Genomic DNA, 21680 nt, shown 5'->3' with positions numbered 1-21680 from the left:
TAAATCACGCAGTGTAATGATTGCAGCGTTCGCTTACTTGTTTAAGCCTAGTGCAATTTCAAGACCTTTGCCGTACGCTTCGTCCGCTTGGTATGCGTGTTGAACGTGGCGCTGTTGGATGAACTCTGGTACACCGTCCATTGCGCGAGCTGTGTTGTCGAACAGAGTTTGACGTTGCTCTTCACTCATCAGACGGAATAGGTCACCCGCTTGGCTGAAGTAGTCTTCGTCTACACGGTGATCGTAGTGATCAGCGTTGCCGTTGATGCGTAGAGGTGGCTCAGAGTAATCTGGTTGCTCTGCCCATTCTTGTTTGTAGTTTGGCTCGTAACCTAGTGTTGAACCAAAGTTGCCATCAACGCGCATTGCGCCATCGCGGTGGTAGCTGTGAACAGGGCAACGAGGTGCGTTCACTGGGATTTGATGATGGTTCACACCTAGACGGTAACGCTGAGCATCGCCGTAAGCGAACAGACGACCTTGTAGCATTTTATCTGGAGAGAAGCCGATACCAGGTACGACTGCAGCTGGGTTGAACGCTGATTGCTCAACTTCTGCGTAGAAGTTTTCTGGGTTACGGTTCAGTTCGAACTCACCAACTGGGATCAGTGGGTAATCTTTTTGAGACCATACACGTGTTAGGTCGAATGGGTTGAAGTTGACTTCATCCGCTTCTAGCTCAGGCATGATCTGTACGTACATCTTCCATTTAGGGAAGTCTTGGCGCTCAATCGCTTCGTAAAGGTCACGGTGATGGCTTTCGCGGTCTTTACCTACGATCGCTTCTGCTTCTTGGTCAGTCAGGTTCTTGATGCCTTGCTGAGTTTTGAAGTGGAATTTCACCCAGTAACGCTCGTTTTCTGAGTTGATGAAGCTGAATGTGTGGCTACCAAAACCATGCATATGACGGTAAGAAGCGGGGATACCACGGTCACTCATTACGATAGTCACTTGGTGGAATGCTTCTGGTAGTGCTGTCCAGAAATCCCAGTTGTTGGTAGAGCTACGCATGTTAGTGCGAGGGTCGCGTTTTACTGCGTGGTTTAGGTCTGGGAATTTTAGTGGGTCACGTAGGAAGAATACTGGTGTGTTGTTACCAACCAAGTCCCAGTTACCTTCTTCAGTGTAGAATTTTAGTGCGAAACCACGGATGTCGCGTTCTGCGTCTGCTGCACCGCGCTCACCAGCTACAGTAGTGAAGCGAGCGAATAGTTCTGTTTTTTTGCCGATGTCAGAGAAGATCTTAGCGCGAGTGTATTTTGTGATGTCGTGCGTTACTGTGAACGTACCGTAAGCACCAGAACCTTTTGCGTGCATACGACGCTCAGGGATCACTTCGCGGTCAAAGTGTGCCAATTTTTCAAGGAACCAAACGTCTTGTAATAGTTGAGGGCCACGAGGACCTGCAGTCATAACGTTTTGGTTATGTGCGACAGGGCAACCTGCTGCTGTAGTCAATTTCTTGTTTGTCATTTTTCTTCCCCCTCCAGGGTTCAATACCTTAGAAACTGTATAGGAGGTTATTACGGAAAAGCTGGGGGAGAAAACTGATATTGCTTATCAATTCAATAGATGGTGACTATGGTCGAAACTATATTAGAATCAGAAATTTACTACATTAGCTTGATTGACATAACAATCGGCGTTCTCGAAAGCGATTTACTGGGGGGGAGCGCTATCCAGTTAGCGTGTCTGCGATGCTAGTAATATCGCCCCTTAAATGAAGTTTTACGTGTCATCAAAGGGGCGAAAGGGGGGAAGTAATTAAGAGTACTTCACTTCAAGTTGTTCAGCTTTTGCAAATGCTGGGTGTGTCGCGAGCTGTTTCCCATAACGTTCAATATTAGGGAAGTGATTAACTAAACCAAACTTTTGAACCAATTCGACAATGAAAGACATCATGATGTCAGCGCCAGTCAGACGCTCTTCTACTAGGTAAGTTTTGCCTTCTAAGGATTGCTCGAAGTAGCCTAGTACATTCATTGCTTCCTTGTCGGCATAGCCTGATAAAAACTGAGTTTCATTTGGCTCTTTGCTTACGAAGATTTTTAGCAGCATAGGTAAAATTGCAGAGCTTTCTGCAAAGTGCATCCATTGCAAATATTCTGTGTGTGCTTTTGTACCACGCTCAGGAGCAAAGGCTCCGTCACTGTATTTCTCAATCAAATATTCGGTCATTGCACCTGACTCAATGATAATCTCGCCGTTATCTTCAAGAACAGGTGACTTTCCTAATGGGTGAACACTTTTTAGTTCTGGCGGTGCCATGAAGGTCACGGAATCACGGACATAGGGTACAATCTCGTAATTTACATCTAGCTCTTCAAGTAACCAAATGATGCGCTTTGAACGAGACTGATTGAGGTGGTGAAGTTTAATCATTTACATATCCCTTTTTATAATGGGTCGTTAATCTGTACTACAAGCTTGCCGAAATTCTTACCTTCCAACAGACCGATGAATGCTTCTGGCGCATTATCCAGTCCTTGTACTAGATGTTCGCGGTATTGGATCTTTCCTTCTGCCAACCATTGATTAATATCTTGCGCAAATTCACCGTAACGATGTCCGTAATCATCAAAAATGATGAAGCCTTGCACCTTGATTCGTTTGGTCAGGAGCTTACCCATTAGTAATGGAAGATGGTCGGTACCTTCAGGCAGCTCTGTCGCGTTGTACTGAGAAATCAAACCACAAAGTGGGATACGCGCATTTGTATTCAGAAGTGGCATTACAGCCTCGAATACTTTGCCACCTACGTTTTCGAAGTAAACATCGATACCTTTGTCACAGGCATTTTTCAGTTGTTCTGCAAAGTCTTCAGCTTTGTGATCAATACACTCATCGAAGCCAAGCACCTCTTTAGCGTAACGGCATTTTTCTTCTCCGCCTGCTATACCAACAACTCGGCAACCTTTGATTTTACCAATTTGACCAACTGTTGCGCCTACAGGCCCCGTAGCAGCTGCTACCACGATGGTCTCCCCTGGTTTTGGCTGACCAATGTCGAGTAAACCCATGTACGCGGTAAATCCTGGCATACCTGCAACGCCTAACGCGTAAGAAGGGTTTTGCGGTTCTTTACCAAGTTTAATGACCATCTCACCAGTTGAGATAGCGTAGTCTTGCCAGCCAACAGTGTAGGCAAGAACCCATTCACCTGCTTCGTAATCTGGGTGGTTTGATGTTTCTACCTGACAAACTGTACCACCGACCATTACGTCATCAATTGCAACAGGGTCAGCGTATGATTCGGCATCACTCATGCGACCACGCATGTATGGATCTAGAGATAAATAAACCGTTCTCAATAGCATTTCACCCTCTTTCGGAGTCGGTTTCGTTACCTCTTCTAAACGAAAGTTTTCTTGTGTCGGTGCACCATGGGGACGTGACGCGAGTACGATTCTGCGATTTGTTGCGTTAGTCATATCTATCTCACTTGTTGATTAGACCGGTCGTCTAGTATTTATTTCAAAATATCCCGCTTATTTAAAGCGGGAAGGTTTACTGTGTTAACACTGACGCTTTTTCTGACAGTGAAACGTGTGTAGGGTGTTCATTCTGCTTCCACGCCGCCCATTATGGGCAAGTGCGCGTATTCTGCAGTAAGTGTTGAGTATAGGTCAGACTTTGCGTCAATGCTGCCTGATCTTGATAAAGTTTGTTCAGCAAGCTAGCGCCATTCCAAAGGTAGTATATCTGCCTTGCTAATAACGCACTGTCACCATTGGGGATTGAGCCATCTTGAATGCCGATGTCTATGCAATCCGCTATCGCTTGAATGGTTTTGTCTGCTCCTTGGCGTAATGCCAAGCGCATTGACTCAGAGAGATCGGAGACTTCTGCACTTAACTTAACCAATAAACATTTGTTCGCATTACACACGTCGTCTTCTACTTTGACCATTTCTTCGAAATAGCTCATTAGGCGTTGGTAGCCACTCAGTTCAGTATTGGTAAAGCGTGCGTTTAAACGCTCAAAATACTTAGTAAAGTAGTCTTGAATCATCGCTTCACCAAATTGTTCTTTGGATTTGAAGTAATGATAAAACGAGCCTTTTGGCACTGCGGCCTTTTTTAATAGCTCTGAAAGACCAACACTTGTGAACCCTCGGTTTACGATCAACTCGTATCCGACGTCGAGAATATGTTGGCGTGTGTCATTCGTCTTTGCGTTCATGAAGTGTACTATAGAATGAATTAGACCAGTCGTCTAGTGTTTGTTGTGGGTTATTTAATCAGCTCATACTCAATAACAAAGAGCGTGTCGTTATTTGGGTAGATTTCTCGAATTAGCTGCTTGAGTTTTGGTAGTTCGATGGCTTCTTGTTCGGCATGAAACTCATTAATATCTTCAAAGTGAAGTGGTTCTACAGAACGTATCTTGATATCGCAGACTTTACGATCCGTTTCTAAGGTAAAAACTTCGACTTCTGTATTGGGAACGTAATGGCTTTCTGATTCATCTCGAATCGTTATCGTCTTTTTGCCTGACGTGATCAACGGGGTTAAGAATTCAAAAAAAGTAATCTTGGTTGGATGAGATGGCATGATGTACTCGTTAGTCTGGTTGTTTGGCGTAATTATATACCCAAATCCCCCAGAGATTCCTGTATTACTAGAACGATCGAGCGCGGATGAAGCGAATTAACTTGGCACTAAAGTAACCTGAGATAACGCCTATCCAGTTGGTGCTGAGATCATCAAAACTAAATGATCGATTTGGAATAAAAAGTTGGCTTATTTCTTCCATTGAAACGATAGCTAACAGCAGTAGCAAAAGACGAATCCCAAAAACGTCGGTTTTATTCGAGCTCACCAGAGAAGGGAACGTGAAGACCGATAAAAAGCCGATCAATAAACTGAAAGTAAAGTGAAGCGTACTTGATCCGCCTAAGTAGGTTTCCATTTGCAGGTAAGCAGTATGGTGTAGGTCAGAGCTTTTCCACAAAGAGAGTGAAGCGGTTAGCATCAGGACTAAAACAAAACTCGTGCGTGCCAGTATTAAAGCCATAATTAACCTATTGGAAAGAAGCCTAAGTAACGTTTTACAAAGTACAGTGCAGCTAAATTCTGGATAGCCATGCCAATTGCCATTGCCCACGCTGCACCAATCACACCAAACATTTGACAAAGCGTAACAAGTAGGCAGATGGACACCGTACCGGAGGAAATTGTAATGTATTTCATGGTTCTCTCATGACCACTCATTAATAATAAAAAACCTACTGAACCAGTCGCAACATTGACTAACTGCCCCAGAGAAAGGACGACTAATAGTGGTGCCGCGGCGAGAAACTCCTCACCAAAAAACTGCATTACAAACTCGGGGAAGAGGGTGCAAATAATTACGGGTACAATCGCTAAACCAACATTGGCTCGGCACGCCAAGCGGCTCAGGTTCTGCAGTTTGCGCATTTGACGCTCTTTGTAGAGAGAGGCAAACATCGGGGCGACCACAAAGTTAATGGTAATCAGCACAAAGCCAATCAGTAGTGATGTGCGTTGGGCTGCGGCTAACAAACCGATTTCCGCTGTTGAGATAAAAAAGCCCGCAATAACAAGGCTTCCCCATTGAAGAACATTCGTGAAGATACTGCCAACCCAGACTTGCTTGGCAGAAGCGACCATTTTTTTGTTTGGTACGAAAGCCGATGTTTGATATTGATCTGAGCCAAGCCAATTGGCACTAGATATGACCGCGACGCCTATGCTCGCTAAAAGCAGTGCGGTCATTAGATTGTTGATATTTTGCTGACCGATATAGTCTAGGGCAAAGACAAAAATGACCATCAACATGCTTACCCCAAGCTGCAACGCAAACAGAGATGATACGACTTTTCTACATGCTTGAAGCACCCGACTGTTGGTTTGCGCAAGCACCAAGAAAGGTATACAAAGCAAGCATAAAGTAATCGCATACATTGGTGATTGAGTCTGGTTTAGCTGTTCTGGAAACAGATTAAACCCTGCCAACAAAACGCCTATGGCGAGCAAGCAAAATGCCATACTTCGATAAAGTGCGGTTTTATAGTTTTGGCTTTGTTCAAGCTTCTCTTTGTTATTAAAAGCGATCGCATTGTAACGAACTAACGAGACATCAAAACCTAGCTGAGAAACAATAGCGAGTAGCGAGACTAGGTTGAATAAAAAGAAAAATTGACCGGCCGTCGAAGCGTCACTGGTCTTCGATACAATCAGAGTCAGTAAAAAAGCAAATAGCGCACTCAACACACGCGTGATTGCGGTTTTTAATCCAGTAGATAACAAGCTTTTTTTACCGCTGGGCATCAACAGTAATTTTTGTTGAACAGTGTGAAACATAGGGGCATTTAACCGTAAATATTATTGAGTGCGAGGCGCTGTTTTTCTTCACTGAAGGCATCGTTTAATTCTGCTGTATATTGGCGAAAATCGATCTCTTCATAATGATTGACACAATGCGCGATCTGCTTGGCCATTTCTTCAGGTGTGAGCGCTAAAAACGGGTAGTTGAGATCTTTGGTTGCGCCGATGGTCCGAATAACCATAGGAAGATGTAACTTGGATGCTTCTAGAATGGTTAACGGCATCCCTTCCCATGCTGCAGTATGTAGATAAAGGTCTGAACCCTTGAGCTTTTCAACTACCTCATCGCGAGGCAGCATGCCCGTTACATCCACATTTTCAGTGCGTAATTTCTGTTCGAGTACGTGGTCCCCGCCACCTATCCATGTGATCTCTATCGGGCGGTTAAGCGCATACCGATTAAGGAACTGCAATGTGCTGATAAGAAACTGAGGATCTTTTTGGGGCGCGACACGACCAAGTACAACGAGCTTCAGCGCTTCTTGCTTGTTTCGCTCTATACGATCTTCACTTTGATAAGACACGTAGTTGTTGAGCAGTTCGGCACGTTTCGCACCAATGCTAATGGCTAGGTCACACTCTCGTTGGCTACAGCCTGCAACCACATCAATTTTGCTCAGTTTTACTTTCTCTAGTGCTTTATAGATCTGGCGTGCAAGCTCTGAGATATCTTCACGTTCGAAGGCATAACAGTGCGGTGTGTAAACCAAGCGTGCCTTGCCAAGCTTTAGAAATCGGCCGAGAAATCCTGCTTTACTCGAGTGCAAATGCACGACGTCGGGGCCAAGTGATGCAATCATGTGGTTTGCATCGCGAATAAATTGAAGCAAGCCGCCTTCTACCCACTTTGTCTGTACGAAAATGTGGTGGTTGTTCTCATTGGTCAAGTCGTTTTCTCGGGCTCTGGCTAGCAAGAAATGCTGATAAGGCTCGTCTCTGGATGAGTGAACATAACTATAGAGGGCGGTTTGAACGCCACCTCCAAATGCTTCTGTAACATGGAGCACTTTCTTCATGATGATTTTGTCCCTGGTGTTTGCATCCATTTGTGTTTAAAAGCATCACGCTCTTGCTCTGAATAAACGTGGCGATACAAGGGAAGATCGTACATATAGAACAGTTTTGAGAAGTCGTAGTGATTCTTAAAGTGTTGGTGGATATTGGAGTACCACTTGTTTTTCGCTTCGTTGCTGTTTTTCAGCACGAAGTCTTGCAACTCAAGAAACTCACCGATTTCTTTATCAAGAGAACTGAGCTGTTCGCATTTGATTAGCATGACGTTGGCCTGATCGTTCTGGAATGTGAAGAAAGGGTGAGTGTTGTCCAGCTCTTGGCGCATCACATCGATATTGAAATTACGCTTTAACTCGTTGTCGAACCAGTCCGCAAAATAGTTGAGATTGATATAGTTATCAAAGCAATGCTCGAGGTGCTGATACGTGACTTCCATATCTCGGTGAATTGCATCGTTCTTTTTGCCTTCGATAAATTGCAAATGGAGATCTTGAAAGAAGCGAGAAAAGACAGTTGCGATTGGATCGCGGACCAGCGTAACGATTTTAATCTGCTCGCGTTTTTGTAAGATACGTTTTCGCTGCTTGAGCACTAAGCGATAGAGTGCGCGGTTTCGGAAGTCGAAGAATTTACTCACGTCTTTTTTATTGTGATACATGTGAAATTCTTCGTGATCATCAAAGGTGTGGATGTGATAGCTCGGGATATTTTTCTCCCCTAGCGTGTGCTCAATTGATGAGGAGCCAACTTTACCCATTTGGTAAACTAAAACAAAATTATCAGCTTGGAGTTCTCGGTTCTTTTCAAATTGTCGAGAGATTGAATACTTCATCTATCCTATCCTTGATTATTCATATTCGTGGTGATGGTTTACCGGAAAAGTATGAGCTATGGCCCTTGAGTCGTTGCTCATGCTGATCATGACGGGTAACAAGAGTATTAAAATTATGGTGGTGTTTACCGCAACGAAAAACACCATGATGAGGGCGTATATCGCAAGTAATAGGCTTTTTCTGTTTTCATTAAGGCTGCGGAAGCAAAAGCGAATAAAAAGAAAATAACCACCAAACAGCAGACCGATACCAAGCAATCCGTATTCAATGGCGGTATCTAACACAAAGTTGTGGGTGTAGATCGCCAGCTCATCATAATTAAAGTAACTGATCATAAAGTTGGGTAACATTTTCGCGCCGACACCTAACACCGGGTGTTGAAATAAAATATCTAGCCCATTGGCAAGTAAAAGTTTTCTATGAAGATTCGATACCCATCGGGCTTCACTTTGGTTGGCAAATAAGACGTCTTCTTGGGTTATTTCCAATGTGTCTGCTAGCGTTTCAAACCCAACGTAGAGTGTGGTTGTGACGGCAGTAAACACAATGAAGCTTAAGGCTAATAAAATCGTCCACGTGTACGTTTCGCTGAGCGATTTTCTCATTAAGTTTTTTACGAGCAGTTGGTCAAAGAAGAAAAGCAGACAAAAACCAAGTAGCGCTTTTCTTTCTTGTGACAACACCAGTAATACTAAAGCTACGAGCATCAAAAGGTGGAAAGCGCGAATTTTATCTCGATAAAGGTACAGTAGTGAGCACAGTACACCGAACCCGTATTTACTTACCCCGAGTAACTTAAACCCGCTTTGATAGCCCTGAGCAAAGTGCCATAAGGCAACGAGCGTACAGATGAGAAACAACAGATACGTGAAATAAACCATTACCCGTTCGTCATCAAACACGCCATAGGCGTACATTAGGCTCAGTAGGCACAAAATCGCTAACCATTGTACAGTTTCTATAACTAGCGGCATTAAAGGGACGCGATTTAGCAGACTATTTATGAACACATACCCAGTGAACAATACGAGGAACCCCATACAGGGATGCATGAGTTTTTCAGCTTTTCCTTCCAATACCACTAATGCAGTAAAACCAATGGACAAAAGGCTTGCGATGTCAGATGGGGCTAGCGCTATTCCTCCAGCACGAAACTTCATAGGAATAAAGAACAATGCTAATAGGCATGCTGCAAGCAATGAGGCGCGATGGCTCGATGGCGCGGAACTATTTGTTGGCGCAAAGCTGCTGGTAGATCCCATAGTAACCTTCACGAAATTTATCGATGGTGTAGAGAGAGGCCCTATTGACTGAGTATTGACTTGCAGCGTCATACCGCTCAACACTTTCACACAGTTGGAGAACTTTTTGGCTCAGTTCAGTGGCGTTACCAACTTGAAATAAATATTCGGCACGTCCGGTGACGTCATCCAAACCAGGTACGTCCGACGATAGTACGGGTAAGCCTGCTGCCATCGCCTCAACCGCCGCCAAACCAAAGCCTTCGACGTGCGACGATTGCACGTAAATATCCATGTAGTTCAAAAAGGCTGGAACGTCAGAAACTACGCCATGAAAGTGAACACGTTGCGCGACGTTGATTTTTGTTGCCAATGCTTGCAGTGACGATTTTTTTTCTCCATCTCCCGCAAGGTGGAGTTCGTATCGTCTTGGTAAATGGATAAGTGCTTGGATAAGCGTTTCATGGTCTTTATGTTGGTGAAGTCGGCCCACCATTCCAATCTTGATAACTGGTTTGTCGATTAGGTGGCTGGCGAATCTTGGCGTCATAGAAAACCTTTTTAAATCAACGCCATTGTGCACCACGTGATATTTATGTTGATAGCGAGGCATGAACTTCACCAGTTCATCTTGTACTTTTTCACTAATACTGACTGTCAAGTCGTGGCCCCAATATAAGACGTATTCCATGAACTTAAACAGCGGATAGTCACGTCGACGGTTATAAGAACAGTGCTCAGTCTGGATTCGTTTTTTACCTACCGCCAATAGCGCTAGGTAAATGGAAGGGTAGAGGTGCCCGTGAACGACATCCGGCCAACGCAGCAAAGAGAATTTCTCACTCAATGGCAATGTGCGCCAGTTAAAACACTCTATGCCTTGGGCGGATAGCATTGGTAAGTAATCATTTTCATCACACAAGACCAAAATTTTGATTTCGTATTCAGGCTTATGTTCTAAAACAAGGTCGACTAAGAACTTCTGAGCACCGCCGTTCTGAGAAAGATCATTGATAATATGTAGAATCTTGGTTTTCATGATTAATTGGTCAGATATTGCTGTTTAAGGTCGGTGATTTCTGTATTTGAGAAAAAGTGCTTCGTCAATTTAGAATTCAGCATTTCTTCAACGTACTCGGGTGTAGGTTGAAATTGCGTTTTGAATTCTTTCATTAGTGGCGAGTACCATTTGTTGTCTGATTGATTTTCATAAACAACATCCACGGGGTAACCTAAAAAGTCTTCAACTGCGGAGTTAGCCTTCGTTAGCTTGTCACTTCGAATGACCAACAGTGAGAAGTTATTGTTATGGTATGTTTGATAGCCTACTTCGTGATTAAAAGACTCGTTAAACACATCAATCCCTGTTAGTTGTTTGATCTCGTTGTCAAACCACTGCAGCGCATATTGATGATTCATGTGCTTATCAAATGCTTCTTGGAGTAATTGCGGTCGTTCGGTACGTATTGCGCTGTCATCCTTTAGATATTTGTCCGCCATCCAAAAAGGAAGTGCTTGAAAGAACATTGAGACATTTCGTCCGATCGGTTCTCGCACCAGCGAGATAATTCGAACTTTTTTCTTGCGCTTTAACATATGGCTCATCGTTATACGCTTTAGTCGTCGCTTTAACGCATTGATCTGAGGCTTATGCAATTGCGCTCTAACGGGGGATATTTGTTTTTGCGCATCGACGGTCATAAGGTCGTGCAAGTGAATCGAGTTAGGAATGGAATGCTCTAATGCACTCGAACCTACTTTGCCCATTTGATAGATCAATACCGGCTGTTCTTGGCTTTTCAACGTTTGGTACCAAGATAGGTTTACGTTAGTAGGCGTATTTCTGGACATAGAGCGTCTCTCCTTCCTTGGCCTTGGCTTGTGTGATTAAGACGCCAAGAGATGGAACTGAGTGTTGTATTTGTTTAGATAACGCAAGGTTAACCAGTGATGATTTTGTTGATTCTGAGCGAATGACGGTAATCAGACCATTGGCATATTGACCAAGAATAAGTGCGTCACTCACTGACAGTAGGGGCGGCGTATCGATAATGATCCGGTCATACTTATTTTGAAAATGTTCGAGCAACTTTTTAAAGCGATCAGAAGCCAGTAATTCCTGTGGGTTTGGCGGAATTAGGCCGGCCGATAATACATCTAAGTTGGCTTCTTTTATATGTGTAACACAATCTTTGATTGGCGTATCCATCGTCAGGATATGCGTTAAGCCAGGGCTTGATTCAGCAATACCGAATCGCTTTGCGATGGAAGGTCGACGTAAATCGCAGTCGATGATCAACACCTTTTCCATTTTTGAAAACGACACCGCCATATTGATACTGGTCGATGTTTTTCCTTCTTCTGGAATAGCAGAGGTAAAGGGCAATATCTTTTGCTTCGTGTTGGTTAATCTGAGCAGAAGCGAGGTTCTGACGGAGCGGCAAGCTTCACTAAATAGCTTTTCTTCATCATCTAAATACGCGGTATAACTGACGCCGTTTTTACGCAAATTGCGTTTTTTGACCATAGGAATCACACCTAAACACGTAACACCAAGTTTTTCCTGCACATCGGCTGTGCTTCGGATAACTTCTCGCATCGTTTCTAAGATGATGACCAGAGCGCAAGCAATGGCAAAGCCAAAAAAGGTGGCAATTAGTACCAGTTTGATTCGTTGTGGTGCCACCGGGAATAGAGGGATGATGGCTTTATCAGTAAAGCGAGCAGTGACATTCTTGTAGTCGCTGGTGGCGTTGGTCTCTTTCTCACGATTTAAGAACGCTTCATAGAGTGCCTTATTGGATTCAACCTCGCGTTTTAACTGTTCGTAACGCGCTTTTTGTGACCCTAACGATTGGAAGTCTGACTTTTTGTTATCGAGCTCTGCTCGAAGCATGTCCTCTTGCGCTTTTGCAGCAAGAAGGTCTTGTTGCTTACTGAAGGAAATGTCACGAATGAGTTGCTGGGTTCTTGATTGAATTTCAGCAAGCTGTGCTTTCGCCTGAATCATTCGATCATGCTTAGGTCCGTAGCGCTGTGCCAGTTCAGAGAGATTTTTGGCTGCCTGTGCTTCCGACAATTTTAGATCGCGGATTTGCGCTTGATTAGCGAATTCATCAATTGACAACAAGCTGTCTAAACTTTGCGAAGATTTACGTCGTAACAGTTGGATTAACGTCTGCGCTTCAATACGCTTATTAACAGCGATATTCAGCTTGCGAGTGAGTTCTTCTAGCTCATTTGCGTAAATTTCATCAATACCGTTGATATCGATCAACCCTTCTTTTAACAAGAATTCTTGCAGCGCTTGCTCCGAGTTACGTAATCGCTCCTCCAATTTTTGAGAGTTATTTGTCAACCAAGTAGCCGCATTTTGTGTAACGACCAATTTGGCTTCAAAATTTGCGTCAATGTAGGCTTGGCCGACCGCGTTGGCGATTGTCGTCGCAAGCTTAGGATCGGTAGAACGAAAGCGAATTCTGACTAATTGGGTGTTACGTACTGGCTCAATATCGAGTTTACTTCTGAAAGCTTGAAGTGCCTGATAATAGGACTCTGAAAACTGGGCGGTTTCTTTTGGGCTTGGTGCCACATTCAGTAGGTCTTGAACAAAAGGAATCGACTTTATTTGGTCGATTTTTTTATTTAACCCCCCTGAGCTTGTGAATTCAGGTAATTGGGTGAGGTTCAGCTCTCTAATGACCTTATCTGCAATATGATTCGATTTTAAAATGGCGATTTGCGTTTGAAAGTACTCTTTTTTTGTCGTGTCGACGCCATATACTTCCTCGATTGAAAGGGCGCTTTTTTGCTCCTCTTGGATGAGTAGCGTAGCTGTAGCTTGGTATATCGATGCTTTGGAGTAGATATACCAAGTACAAGTTAATGAGAACAGAAGCGTGAATGCTGCGATGCTTAGCCAATTCTTTTTAATCGCTTTGAAGTGATGGCCAAAACGAATCAGTTCTACTTTGTTCATCTGGAGATTATTTGGATGAGTCCCGTTCATTTGATTCCCTGTCACTTAAAAGAAGCTCTGGTCAATAAATACAATGTCACCAGGTTCAACGTTGCGGTGCATACTGACCCCTTCCATCGTTTGACCTGTTTTATGCTTGGTGAGGTTAATGCCTTTGCGTGAGGCTCTGTCGGTCAAGCCACCTGCTAGAGCGATGGCCTTCTCTATGGTTAACCCTGGACGGTACTCAAATCCACCAGGTTTCCTGACTTCGCCATTAACGTAAAACAGACGAAAGTTATTGATGGTGACCATCACTTTTGGATTGATGAGATAATCGCCTTTTAAGCCCGTTTCTATTTCGTACTTGAGTTGTTTTGGTGTTTTTTTGATTGCTTTGATTCGGCCAAGGTAGGGGTAATCAAAATAGCCATCTGACGTTATTAGAATATTTTTAATCGTAAGATCTTCTTCACCATAGACCTGCACGGAAATGGTATCGCCAGTATCGAGTAAGTAATCTTCCTCGTTTGAGTCAGCGTTGACCAAAGTGCTAAATAGCAACAACGCTACACTCATGAATTTGATGAATGCCTTCATTAATAATCCTTTTTACAGAGAAAACTGTGCGCTTAAAGTCCAAATATTTTGTTCGAAGCTATAATCCGATCGGCTAGAGTTTTTATCTTGGTATTGCCAATCGGCTTGCAGCTGTATCCAACGTTTGATCTGATAATCGATACCAAAAGATAGAGTGTACCGATCGTCGTTTCTGGAGATTCCCGTGTAATCATCTTGTTGATAAACAGCACCTAAGCGAGTTGCAAGGTAACTATTCCAATCGTGCTTCAGGTTCAGTCGGTAACGAGTTTGTAGGTTGTAATCGCCATCTTGATCGGGGTTAACCGCCGCTTGAGTGGTTTTCACGCTGACTAGAGTTTGTTCTTGAGGCAACCATTCAAAGCCGATATCCCAACTAAAGCCTTTAAATGTCTCTCGTTGAGCGCTGTCAAAATCTTTGATTTGATAACCGAGTCGAGCGATGCCTTTGGTTTTTCCTGTGACTTCCCATTCGGCACCGGTGTAATAGAAACTGGTGTTGTTATCTTTCGATGGCTGCGCAGAATTTCGGTGCTGATACTCGGTTACGATTTGGTTTGTTCCGACTAACCAATAGGTTCTTGGCGTCGCTCTTAAATAGAACTCCAAATGTGCATTGGGAGCTCGAAAATCGTTGTATTTAGTTTTAGCGTTTGGGCGACCAGGCAAGCCGTCACGATAGTTTTGATAGGTTTTATCACTGTAGCCTAAACCGAATTCGAGTCTGCCTTTGGCACCGTTAGATCCAAAGACATAATTGGTTTTTACATCGTTACGGTTGAACTCTATTGGTGAGTCGATTGCGCTACCATTACCTTCGGTAATATCTTCTCCTCGAACTTCATGCTGGGCGCGAAAACGGTAATCAACCACTAAACGATGACGATGATTAAATTCGAAAAAGTTGGAAAACTGAAAAGTGTGGTCGTCGAAGTCGTTGCGATCGTCAGATGAAAAGCCAGCTTTTAACTTATATAAAATATCTGCGCGATAGCGATTCCGTTCTATACGTGCTAGTAAGCTTGGTTCTATACCCCAAATATTGACCGATTCTACATTGCCGGATTTTTCCGCTTTATTGATGTTGTCATCTCCCTCGTAGAAAGTTTTTACGAGGGGAATCAACTCTATACCAGACTCGGTTTGGTAAGCCATCGGTTCTGCGAGCAAGTCAGTAGAAAACAGACTTAATGCTATTGCTATTGTCAGTTTCTTCATAATCTCAACCTTAGTACGCGTTAGCACCAGTGAAGCCTTTGAAAACGGTCATAAAGATGATTTTGATGTCCATCCAAACCGACCAATGGTGGATGTAATCCAAATCAAACTCGACTCTCTTTTCCATTTTTTCTAAGGTGTCGGTTTCGCCGCGATAACCATTAATCTGCGCCCAGCCAGTAATGCCTGGTTTTACTTTGTGACGTAGCATGTAGCGATCCACGATCTGACGGTATTCTTCATTGTGTGCCACGGCATGAGGGCGTGGGCCGACAATAGACATGGTCCCTTGCAGTACATTGATAAATTGAGGTAGTTCGTCCAAAGAGGTGCGACGCAGAAATCCGCCAAAAGGCGTGATACGAGGATCGTTCTTTGTCGCCTGTTTCACGTTGGAACCTTGATCCATGGTTGTCATTGAACGGAACTTCCAGACTTCAATCTTGCGTCCATCAAGACCGTACCGATGTTGTTTAAAGATGACAGGGCCTTTAGACGTTGCCTTAATGCCAATCGCAATGACGAATAGAATAGGGGCGATTAAGACCAAAATAATGCTCGAAAACAAGATGTCTTCAAACCGTTTTACCCAAGAAGAAATTCCAGCAAAAGGTGTATCAAAGACACTTAGTGTTTGAACTTGGCCGATCTGCGCCCAACGAGAATGTAAAAGGTTATAAGTGAAGAAGTCGGGAATCAGATACGTATTTGCGGTGGTGTCTGAGAATTGGTTAAGAAGTGACGCAATGCGCTCTTTTGCGTGCATTGGCATCGCGATATAGACGTAATCTACTTCCCCTTTTTTAGCTCGCTCAAGGGCGTGGTCAACAGCTCCTTTAATAGGATAATCAGAATTTGGCAATCTGTCGGAAGATCGTTCGTCGTAAAAGCCATCAAAAAGCACACCGTGTTCTGTGTGGTTTTGAATTTCGTTAGCTAGGGTAATGCCGTGAGGAGTTTGGCCGATGATGACCGCAGTGCGAGTGTTGAATCCTTTTTTTCTCAAATAGGCTAATCCGGTACGGAATGTTACTCGCCATGCCAAAAGCAGAGCGGGCGTAATCGCAAACCACAGCACTAAAATTGTGTTATCAAATAAGGTATGGACTTCAGAAAAATACAGCACAATAAAGATAAGTGCAGAAGTCACCGCCCAAGCAACACAGACAATAAACATCTGCTCTTTAAACGAACTGGTTCGCCAAGAGCGATACAGATTGCCGCTTTCTGCCATAAATAGAAAGGAGATGCCTCCAACGAAAGCCAATATGACGTAATCTTTCCCCATCGCAGTATTCATGTCTTTGAACACTAAAAGCAGCATAAAAGAGACGATGACAGCAAGATCTGAGATGCGATATAAAAAAGCGAACTCCATCTCATGAGAGCGGATAAGTCCTTTTTGTTTCATGACTCAGTTTCCCTTCTGACACGCTACCGCCCTTGGGTGTCTTCCCCAATTGCCGTGTCGTGAACGTTATTAGTAGTTGGTGCACAGAGCATTCTGTTGAATGCTGCTGAGTTTTTTGTCACGTGTAATTTCGTTGATAAGTGTAAAAATTTGCGTTGTAGAGGTAAGTGGAAATAAGAATGATATTTAGCCCTTTGGCTAAGTTTGGCGGGTTAGGAAAAAGCTGGTACTTACTTATGAGGAATGAGGAAAAGTATTAAAAATGAAGTATCAGTACAAAGACAATGGTTTATGTGAGGTTAGAAGAAACGGGTGATTTGATTCGTTAACGATTAATGATTTAGTATCGAATTGCTGATATTTATTAAGATAAAAAAATCCCTCTCAAGTGAGAGGGATTTTTTTGAGTAAGGACGAATGAACTATTCGACTTCTACGCCGTTTTCTTTGTATAGGCGGCGGCATGCGCGACCATCACTGTGGAACAGGTGACAACGATGAGCTGGAATACCGATCTCGATTTTATCGCCAGTGTCGACTGCAAGCGTGTCAGGCTGACGGAAAATAACGTCGGCGTCCGCGCCTTCTAGATTTAGGTATACTTGAGTTTCGTTACCTAGCTTCTCAACAATCATCACTTCACCGTGAATACTTGCATCAGCTTCAGAAGCGGATAATAGGTGCTCAGGGCGAATGCCTAAAGACATTCGGTCGCCGCGGTTAACGGTTGTACCATCCACCGGAATCCAGAAAGATACGCCGTTAGATAGTTGAACTTTGACGCGCTCTGCTTCTACTTCATCAATGAATACGCTCATGAAGTTCATTTTCGGAGAACCGATAAAGCCAGCTACAAAGCGGTTTTGTGGGTAATGGTAAAGCTCAAGCGGCTTACCAACTTGCGATACATAACCGCCGTCTAGTACAACGATTTTATCTGCCATTGTCATCGCTTCTACCTGATCGTGCGTTACGTAGATCATGGTACAACCAAGTTGGCGTTGTAGCTTAGTAATTTGTGCACGCATGTTTACACGCAGTGCCGCATCCAAGTTTGATAGTGGCTCGTCTAGAAGGAATACATTTGGCTGCGATACCAATGTTCGGCCAATCGCCACACGTTGACGCTGTCCACCAGAAAGTGCTTTTGGTTGGCGCTCAAGCAAGTGGCCTAGTTGTAGGATTTCTGCTGCTTGTTCAACACGCTTGTCGATTTCTGCTTTGTCTGCTTTTGCTAGTTTCAAGCCAAATGACATGTTGTCATATAAGTTAAGGTGCGGGTAAAGAGCGTAAGACTGGAATACCATACCAACACCACGTTTGGATGGTTCGACGTCATTCATGCGCTGGTCACCAATATACAAATCACCTGAAGTAATGTCTTCAAGACCGGCAATACAACGTAAAAGGGTAGATTTACCACAACCTGATGGACCTACGAAAACAACAAATTCACCTTCGTTGATTGTTAGGTCTACGTTCTTAGAAATCAGTACGTCGCCATACGCTTTACAAACATTTTTTAACGTGACACTCGCCATGTAGCTCGTCCTCGATCAATTTTTTATTATTCACCGCTCATCATTATATGAATTATCTAGCGAGCAGTAACAGTAGGAATCGGTAAGTTCTTGCGGTTGGTAAGAAAAGTAGGGTAGCACTTCAATAAAATGTCCTGAATAGAAGTGCTACCCATCATAGCCAAGTACGAGTTTCTCTCCCCCACATTATTCGTATTGTCTCCCCCGTGAAATAATTACCACAAACAACACTAATAATGACATTCCACTCGTCTGGCAATGCAAAACCAGCAAATCTTTTTCCTAATACGTAGGCACTGCTGGGAAAGGGTTCTTACCATCCACTCTTGGATGACTGCAGTTTCTAAGATTGTGCGTAGTGCGACATCCTCCTAATAGAAATAATTGTAGGGGGAGTAGAAAGGGAGGAGTAAAAAAGGAGGAGGAAGAAAGCAGTTGGTCGGAAATCACATTATTGCACCACCTAAAGTTGAAACCGATCACAGGAACTATCCATTTTGTGATTTGAGTCTCTTACCCTTGGCGATTTAGATCACGAAAATACGTCATAATTGTAAGGGCGTAGGGATTAGGAGGATGAGACATATTGGATTATTTCAGATGATATATGTCGAAATACGGCTGAACCTCAATGGACTAGCCCTACATCAAAAATATAAAAAGGATACGAACATGAAAAAGTTAAGCGCTGTAGCACTAGGTACTCTTGTTGCTTTGGGTTCTTTTGGTGCTAATGCTGCCATCGAAGAAGGACAACTTACTATCTGGATCAACGGTGATAAAGGCTACAACGGCCTTGCTGAAGTTGGTAAGAAATTTGAAGAAGACACAGGCATTAAAGTGACTGTGGCTCACCCAGATGGCCTTCAAGACAAATTCCCTCAAACTGCAGCGACTGGCGACGGTCCTGATATCGTATTCTGGGCTCACGACCGTTTCGGTGGTTACGCAGAAGCTGGCCTGCTAGCAGAAATTAAACCTTCTAAGAATATTCAAGAAGGTATCGTTGATTTCGCTTGGGATGCAGTACGTTACGACGGCAAATTGATCGGCTATCCAGTTGCGGTTGAGTCTCTATCTCTAATCTACAACAAAGACCTAGTTCCAAACCCACCAAAGTCTTGGGAAGAGGTTGCAGCATTAGATGCAAAACTTAAAAAAGACGGCAAGTCTGCAATCATGTGGAACCTAAAAGAACCGTACTTCACTTGGCCACTAATGGCGGCTGATGGCGGCTACGCGTTCAAATACACTTCTGAAGGTTACGATGTTAAAGACGCTGGTATCGCGAAAGAAGGCGTTAAAGACGCAATGAGCTTCGTAAAAGGCTTAGTTGATAAAGGCGTAATCTCTGCGGATATGGATTACTCAGTGTCTGAGTCTGCGTTCAACCAAGGCAAAACAGCGATGACGATCAACGGTCCATGGTCTTGGGGCAACATTGAGAAGTCTGGCGTTAACTACGGCGTGACTACGCTACCTAAGTTCCAAGGTCAATCTTCTAAGCCATTCGTTGGTGTTCTAACGGCTGGTATCAGCACTGCGTCTCCAAACAAAGATCTAGCAGTTGAGTTCATTGAGAACTACCTACTAACAAACGATGGCCTACGTATGGTTAACAACGATAAGCCTCTAGGTGCGGTAGCACTTAACTCGTTCCAACGTGAGCTAGATTCAGATACTCGTATCGCAGCAACAATGGACAATGCGATGAACGGCGAAATCATGCCAAATATCCCTCAAATGAACGCATTCTGGGGTGCGGCTAAGAACGCAATCATCAACGTAGTTGACGGTCGTCAAACTGTCGATGCAGCTCTTGCAGATGCAGAAAAACAAATGACTAAATAATTAAGTAAGACCTTTTTAAGGAGGAGGCAACTCCTCCTTACTTTTCTATATTTATTCTATATTCGCTAGCAGGTTCCCTATGCAGTCAGTTCAAGGTACAAATGCTATGACAGCACCAGAAGCCAGCCTTCCGAGCAGCAAAAAAGTGTTCATGAAATGGTCACTTTTAGGCACAGTCGGCATCATCAATGGCTACGCAACAATCCTTATGTATTCTCGCGGTGAGATTGCGTTTGCACTACTTACGCTCATTCTTACCGCTTTAGCGTTGTTCATCTTTGGTAGCAAAAAGACGTACGCACACCGTTACATCTACCCTGGTATAGCAGGGATGATCCTTTTCATTCTTTTTCCTTTGGCGTACACCATAGGTTTGGCGTTTACCAACTATAGCGCGAAGAACCAACTCTCTTTTGATCGCGCTCAGAACGTACTTTTGGACCGAACTTACCAAAGTGGTGATAGCTACCCGTTCACTTTGTATAAAACGGAGCAAGGCCATCAACTTGTGGTTGAAAAAGATGGTGAGCTACTTGCAAGCCCGACTTTTCAGCTTGATAACCTTTCAGCATCGGAGTTTGATCTTTCACCAATTGAAGAAGTAACGGGTGAAAAAGAATCAATCAAGGCGATTGTTAAGAACCGCAGTGCGTTGAGCAGTGTCGATTTACATTTGCCAAGTGGTGATGATATCCGCATGAGTGGGCTGCGCAAATTTGCTGCAGTTGTACCTTTGTACACATTACAAGAAGATGGTGAAACGCTTTACAACAACCGGACTGAAGAAACGCTACGTCCAAATATGGAAGTAGGTTACTACCAGCCTGTCGATGAAAACGGTCAATTTGTTGGTAGCACAGTGTCACCAGGTTTCGTGGTGAACATTGGTACCCACAATTTTGAGCGTGTTTGGAAAGATGATGGTATCAAAGAGCCGTTTATCAGTATCTTTATCTGGACCATTGTTTTCTCTGCGCTAACCGTATTGTTTACGCTTGTTATTGGTCTTGTCCTTGCCAGTGTGGTTCAGTGGGAAGCACTTAAAGGTCGCTCAGTTTACCGTTTGTTGCTAATCCTGCCTTATGCAGTTCCGGCGTTTATTTCTATCTTGATCTTTAAAGGTTTGTTTAACCAAAGCTTTGGTGAGATCAACATGTTGTTGGAAGGCTTGTTCGGCATTAGCCCGGCTTGGTTCTCTGATCCGTTCATGGCGAAAACCATGATCTTAATTGTGAACACTTGGCTTGGTTTCCCTTACATGATGATTTTGTGTATGGGCTTACTAAAAGCGATTCCAGACGATTTATATGAAGCATCAGCAATTGATGGTGCGAACTTTGTCACGAACTTTACACGTATCACACTACCAATGATGTTGAAGCCATTAACACCATTGTTGATCGCGAGTTTTGCATTTAACTTCAACAACTTCGTACTTATCCAGTTGTTGACTGGCGGTGGTCCAAACATGATTGGCACATCAGAGCCTGCGGGTTACACCGACCTGCTAGTAAGTTACACCTACCGAATCGCATTCGAAGGTGCTGGTGGTCAAGACTTCGGTCTAGCAAGTGCGGTAGCAACGCTTATCTTCCTATTGGTTGGCGCATTGGCACTTATCAACCTACGCGTAACTAAAGTAGCTCAGGACTAAGGAGAAATT

The 21680-nt window shown here is 43.7% G+C and carries 19 protein-coding genes; 2 read left to right on the top strand and 17 right to left on the bottom strand.

Annotated features, from left to right (window positions below; translation table 11 throughout):
- Nucleotides 1-33: 33 nt before the first annotated feature.
- From KI742_RS08770 to malK, 17 genes are all read right to left on the bottom strand, one after another.
- A complete protein-coding gene (locus tag KI742_RS08770) occupies nt 34-1473 on the bottom strand; it encodes a catalase (protein ID WP_285385800.1) in 1440 nt (479 codons plus the stop codon).
- Between the two features lie 291 nt (nt 1474-1764).
- Complete coding sequence (locus tag KI742_RS08765; protein ID WP_005375238.1) at nt 1765-2382, bottom strand: glutathione S-transferase family protein; 618 nt, start codon at nt 2380-2382, stop codon at nt 1765-1767.
- Between the two features lie 14 nt (nt 2383-2396).
- Complete coding sequence (locus KI742_RS08760) at nt 2397-3431, bottom strand: NADP-dependent oxidoreductase (protein ID WP_005375239.1); 1035 nt, start codon at nt 3429-3431, stop codon at nt 2397-2399.
- 151 nt (nt 3432-3582) lie between these two features.
- Nucleotides 3583-4182, bottom strand: coding sequence for a TetR/AcrR family transcriptional regulator (locus KI742_RS08755; RefSeq protein WP_005385858.1), 600 nt, complete (start codon nt 4180-4182; stop codon nt 3583-3585).
- 50 nt (nt 4183-4232) lie between these two features.
- Entirely contained in the window at nt 4233-4553 is a 321-nt protein-coding gene (gene yqfB / locus KI742_RS08750; protein ID WP_285385796.1) for a N(4)-acetylcytidine aminohydrolase, read from the bottom strand.
- A gap of 67 nt (nt 4554-4620) precedes the next feature.
- A complete protein-coding gene (locus KI742_RS08745; RefSeq protein ID WP_033906760.1) occupies nt 4621-5016 on the bottom strand; it encodes a VanZ family protein in 396 nt (131 codons plus the stop codon).
- Between the two features lie 2 nt (nt 5017-5018).
- Entirely contained in the window at nt 5019-6326 is a 1308-nt protein-coding gene (locus KI742_RS08740) for an oligosaccharide flippase family protein (RefSeq protein ID WP_213867405.1), read from the bottom strand.
- Between the two features lie 8 nt (nt 6327-6334).
- Entirely contained in the window at nt 6335-7366 is a 1032-nt protein-coding gene (locus KI742_RS08735) for a glycosyltransferase family 4 protein (RefSeq protein WP_005385852.1), read from the bottom strand.
- The gene (locus tag KI742_RS08730) at nt 7363-8196 is read right to left on the bottom strand and encodes a putative capsular polysaccharide synthesis family protein (protein ID WP_005385851.1); all 834 of its coding nucleotides are present in this window, start codon (nt 8194-8196) and stop codon (nt 7363-7365) included. The genes KI742_RS08735 and KI742_RS08730 overlap by 4 nt, the downstream gene beginning before the upstream one ends.
- A gap of 15 nt (nt 8197-8211) precedes the next feature.
- Nucleotides 8212-9459 (bottom strand): O-antigen ligase family protein, encoded by a 1248-nt coding sequence (locus KI742_RS08725; protein ID WP_285385833.1) that lies wholly within the window; start codon nt 9457-9459, stop codon nt 8212-8214.
- Nucleotides 9425-10477, bottom strand: a complete 1053-nt coding sequence (locus KI742_RS08720) for a glycosyltransferase (RefSeq protein WP_285385791.1) — start codon at nt 10475-10477, stop codon at nt 9425-9427. The genes KI742_RS08725 and KI742_RS08720 overlap by 35 nt, the downstream gene beginning before the upstream one ends.
- Nucleotides 10478-10479: 2 nt before the next feature.
- Nucleotides 10480-11289, bottom strand: a complete 810-nt coding sequence (locus KI742_RS08715; RefSeq protein ID WP_064369664.1) for a putative capsular polysaccharide synthesis family protein — start codon at nt 11287-11289, stop codon at nt 10480-10482.
- Nucleotides 11267-13447, bottom strand: coding sequence for a polysaccharide biosynthesis tyrosine autokinase (locus KI742_RS08710; RefSeq protein WP_005385847.1), 2181 nt, complete (start codon nt 13445-13447; stop codon nt 11267-11269). Before KI742_RS08710 ends, KI742_RS08715 begins: the two co-directional genes overlap by 23 nt.
- Before the next feature lie 15 nt (nt 13448-13462).
- Nucleotides 13463-13996 (bottom strand): polysaccharide biosynthesis/export family protein, encoded by a 534-nt coding sequence (locus tag KI742_RS08705; protein WP_005375265.1) that lies wholly within the window; start codon nt 13994-13996, stop codon nt 13463-13465.
- A gap of 12 nt (nt 13997-14008) precedes the next feature.
- Nucleotides 14009-15214: an outer membrane beta-barrel protein gene (locus tag KI742_RS08700; RefSeq protein WP_285385789.1), complete on the bottom strand. Its 1206-nt coding sequence runs from the start codon at nt 15212-15214 to the stop codon at nt 14009-14011.
- Between the two features lie 10 nt (nt 15215-15224).
- Entirely contained in the window at nt 15225-16625 is a 1401-nt protein-coding gene (locus tag KI742_RS08695) for an undecaprenyl-phosphate glucose phosphotransferase (protein ID WP_285385787.1), read from the bottom strand.
- A gap of 422 nt (nt 16626-17047) precedes the next feature.
- Nucleotides 17048-18166, bottom strand: a complete 1119-nt coding sequence (malK, locus tag KI742_RS08690; protein WP_005375271.1) for a maltose/maltodextrin ABC transporter ATP-binding protein MalK — start codon at nt 18164-18166, stop codon at nt 17048-17050.
- A 672-nt stretch (nt 18167-18838) separates the two neighbouring features.
- Between malK and malE the strand changes: the two genes are divergently transcribed.
- The gene (malE, locus tag KI742_RS08685) at nt 18839-20017 is read left to right on the top strand and encodes a maltose/maltodextrin ABC transporter substrate-binding protein MalE (protein ID WP_005375272.1); all 1179 of its coding nucleotides are present in this window, start codon (nt 18839-18841) and stop codon (nt 20015-20017) included.
- A gap of 79 nt (nt 20018-20096) precedes the next feature.
- Nucleotides 20097-21671 carry a maltose ABC transporter permease MalF gene (malF, locus tag KI742_RS08680; RefSeq protein ID WP_005375273.1) on the top strand — a complete coding sequence of 525 codons (1575 nt, stop codon included), beginning with the start codon at nt 20097-20099 and terminating at the stop codon, nt 21669-21671.
- Nucleotides 21672-21680: the final 9 nt, after the last annotated feature.

It is taken from the genome of Vibrio sp. D417a, from assembly GCF_030248595.1.
GTDB lineage: Bacteria > Pseudomonadota > Gammaproteobacteria > Enterobacterales > Vibrionaceae > Vibrio > Vibrio alginolyticus.
This window is presented reverse-complemented; position numbering and strand designations above follow the sequence as displayed.

What these genes read in the sequence shown, in the direction of transcription:
- KI742_RS08760 (WP_005375239.1), bottom strand. Translation starts at nt 3,431, where the DNA reads ATGACTAACGCAACAAATCGCAGAATCGTACTCGCGTCACGTCCCCAT.
- KI742_RS08735 (WP_005385852.1), bottom strand. Translation starts at nt 7,366, where the DNA reads ATGAAGAAAGTGCTCCATGTTACAGAAGCATTTGGAGGTGGCGTTCAA.
- KI742_RS08720 (WP_285385791.1), bottom strand. Translation starts at nt 10,477, where the DNA reads ATGAAAACCAAGATTCTACATATTATCAATGATCTTTCTCAGAACGGC.
- KI742_RS08695 (WP_285385787.1), bottom strand. Translation starts at nt 16,625, where the DNA reads ATGAAACAAAAAGGACTTATCCGCTCTCATGAGATGGAGTTCGCTTTT.
- KI742_RS08730 (WP_005385851.1), bottom strand. Translation starts at nt 8,196, where the DNA reads ATGAAGTATTCAATCTCTCGACAATTTGAAAAGAACCGAGAACTCCAA.
- malF (WP_005375273.1), top strand. Translation starts at nt 20,097, where the DNA reads ATGCAGTCAGTTCAAGGTACAAATGCTATGACAGCACCAGAAGCCAGC.
- KI742_RS08700 (WP_285385789.1), bottom strand. Translation starts at nt 15,214, where the DNA reads ATGAAGAAACTGACAATAGCAATAGCATTAAGTCTGTTTTCTACTGAC.
- KI742_RS08770 (WP_285385800.1), bottom strand. Translation starts at nt 1,473, where the DNA reads ATGACAAACAAGAAATTGACTACAGCAGCAGGTTGCCCTGTCGCACAT.
- KI742_RS08745 (WP_033906760.1), bottom strand. Translation starts at nt 5,016, where the DNA reads ATGGCTTTAATACTGGCACGCACGAGTTTTGTTTTAGTCCTGATGCTA.
- malK (WP_005375271.1), bottom strand. Translation starts at nt 18,166, where the DNA reads ATGGCGAGTGTCACGTTAAAAAATGTTTGTAAAGCGTATGGCGACGTA.
- KI742_RS08715 (WP_064369664.1), bottom strand. Translation starts at nt 11,289, where the DNA reads ATGTCCAGAAATACGCCTACTAACGTAAACCTATCTTGGTACCAAACG.
- KI742_RS08705 (WP_005375265.1), bottom strand. Translation starts at nt 13,996, where the DNA reads ATGAAGGCATTCATCAAATTCATGAGTGTAGCGTTGTTGCTATTTAGC.
- yqfB (WP_285385796.1), bottom strand. Translation starts at nt 4,553, where the DNA reads ATGCCATCTCATCCAACCAAGATTACTTTTTTTGAATTCTTAACCCCG.
- KI742_RS08740 (WP_213867405.1), bottom strand. Translation starts at nt 6,326, where the DNA reads ATGTTTCACACTGTTCAACAAAAATTACTGTTGATGCCCAGCGGTAAA.
- KI742_RS08710 (WP_005385847.1), bottom strand. Translation starts at nt 13,447, where the DNA reads ATGAACGGGACTCATCCAAATAATCTCCAGATGAACAAAGTAGAACTG.
- KI742_RS08725 (WP_285385833.1), bottom strand. Translation starts at nt 9,459, where the DNA reads ATGGGATCTACCAGCAGCTTTGCGCCAACAAATAGTTCCGCGCCATCG.
- KI742_RS08765 (WP_005375238.1), bottom strand. Translation starts at nt 2,382, where the DNA reads ATGATTAAACTTCACCACCTCAATCAGTCTCGTTCAAAGCGCATCATT.
- malE (WP_005375272.1), top strand. Translation starts at nt 18,839, where the DNA reads ATGAAAAAGTTAAGCGCTGTAGCACTAGGTACTCTTGTTGCTTTGGGT.
- KI742_RS08755 (WP_005385858.1), bottom strand. Translation starts at nt 4,182, where the DNA reads ATGAACGCAAAGACGAATGACACACGCCAACATATTCTCGACGTCGGA.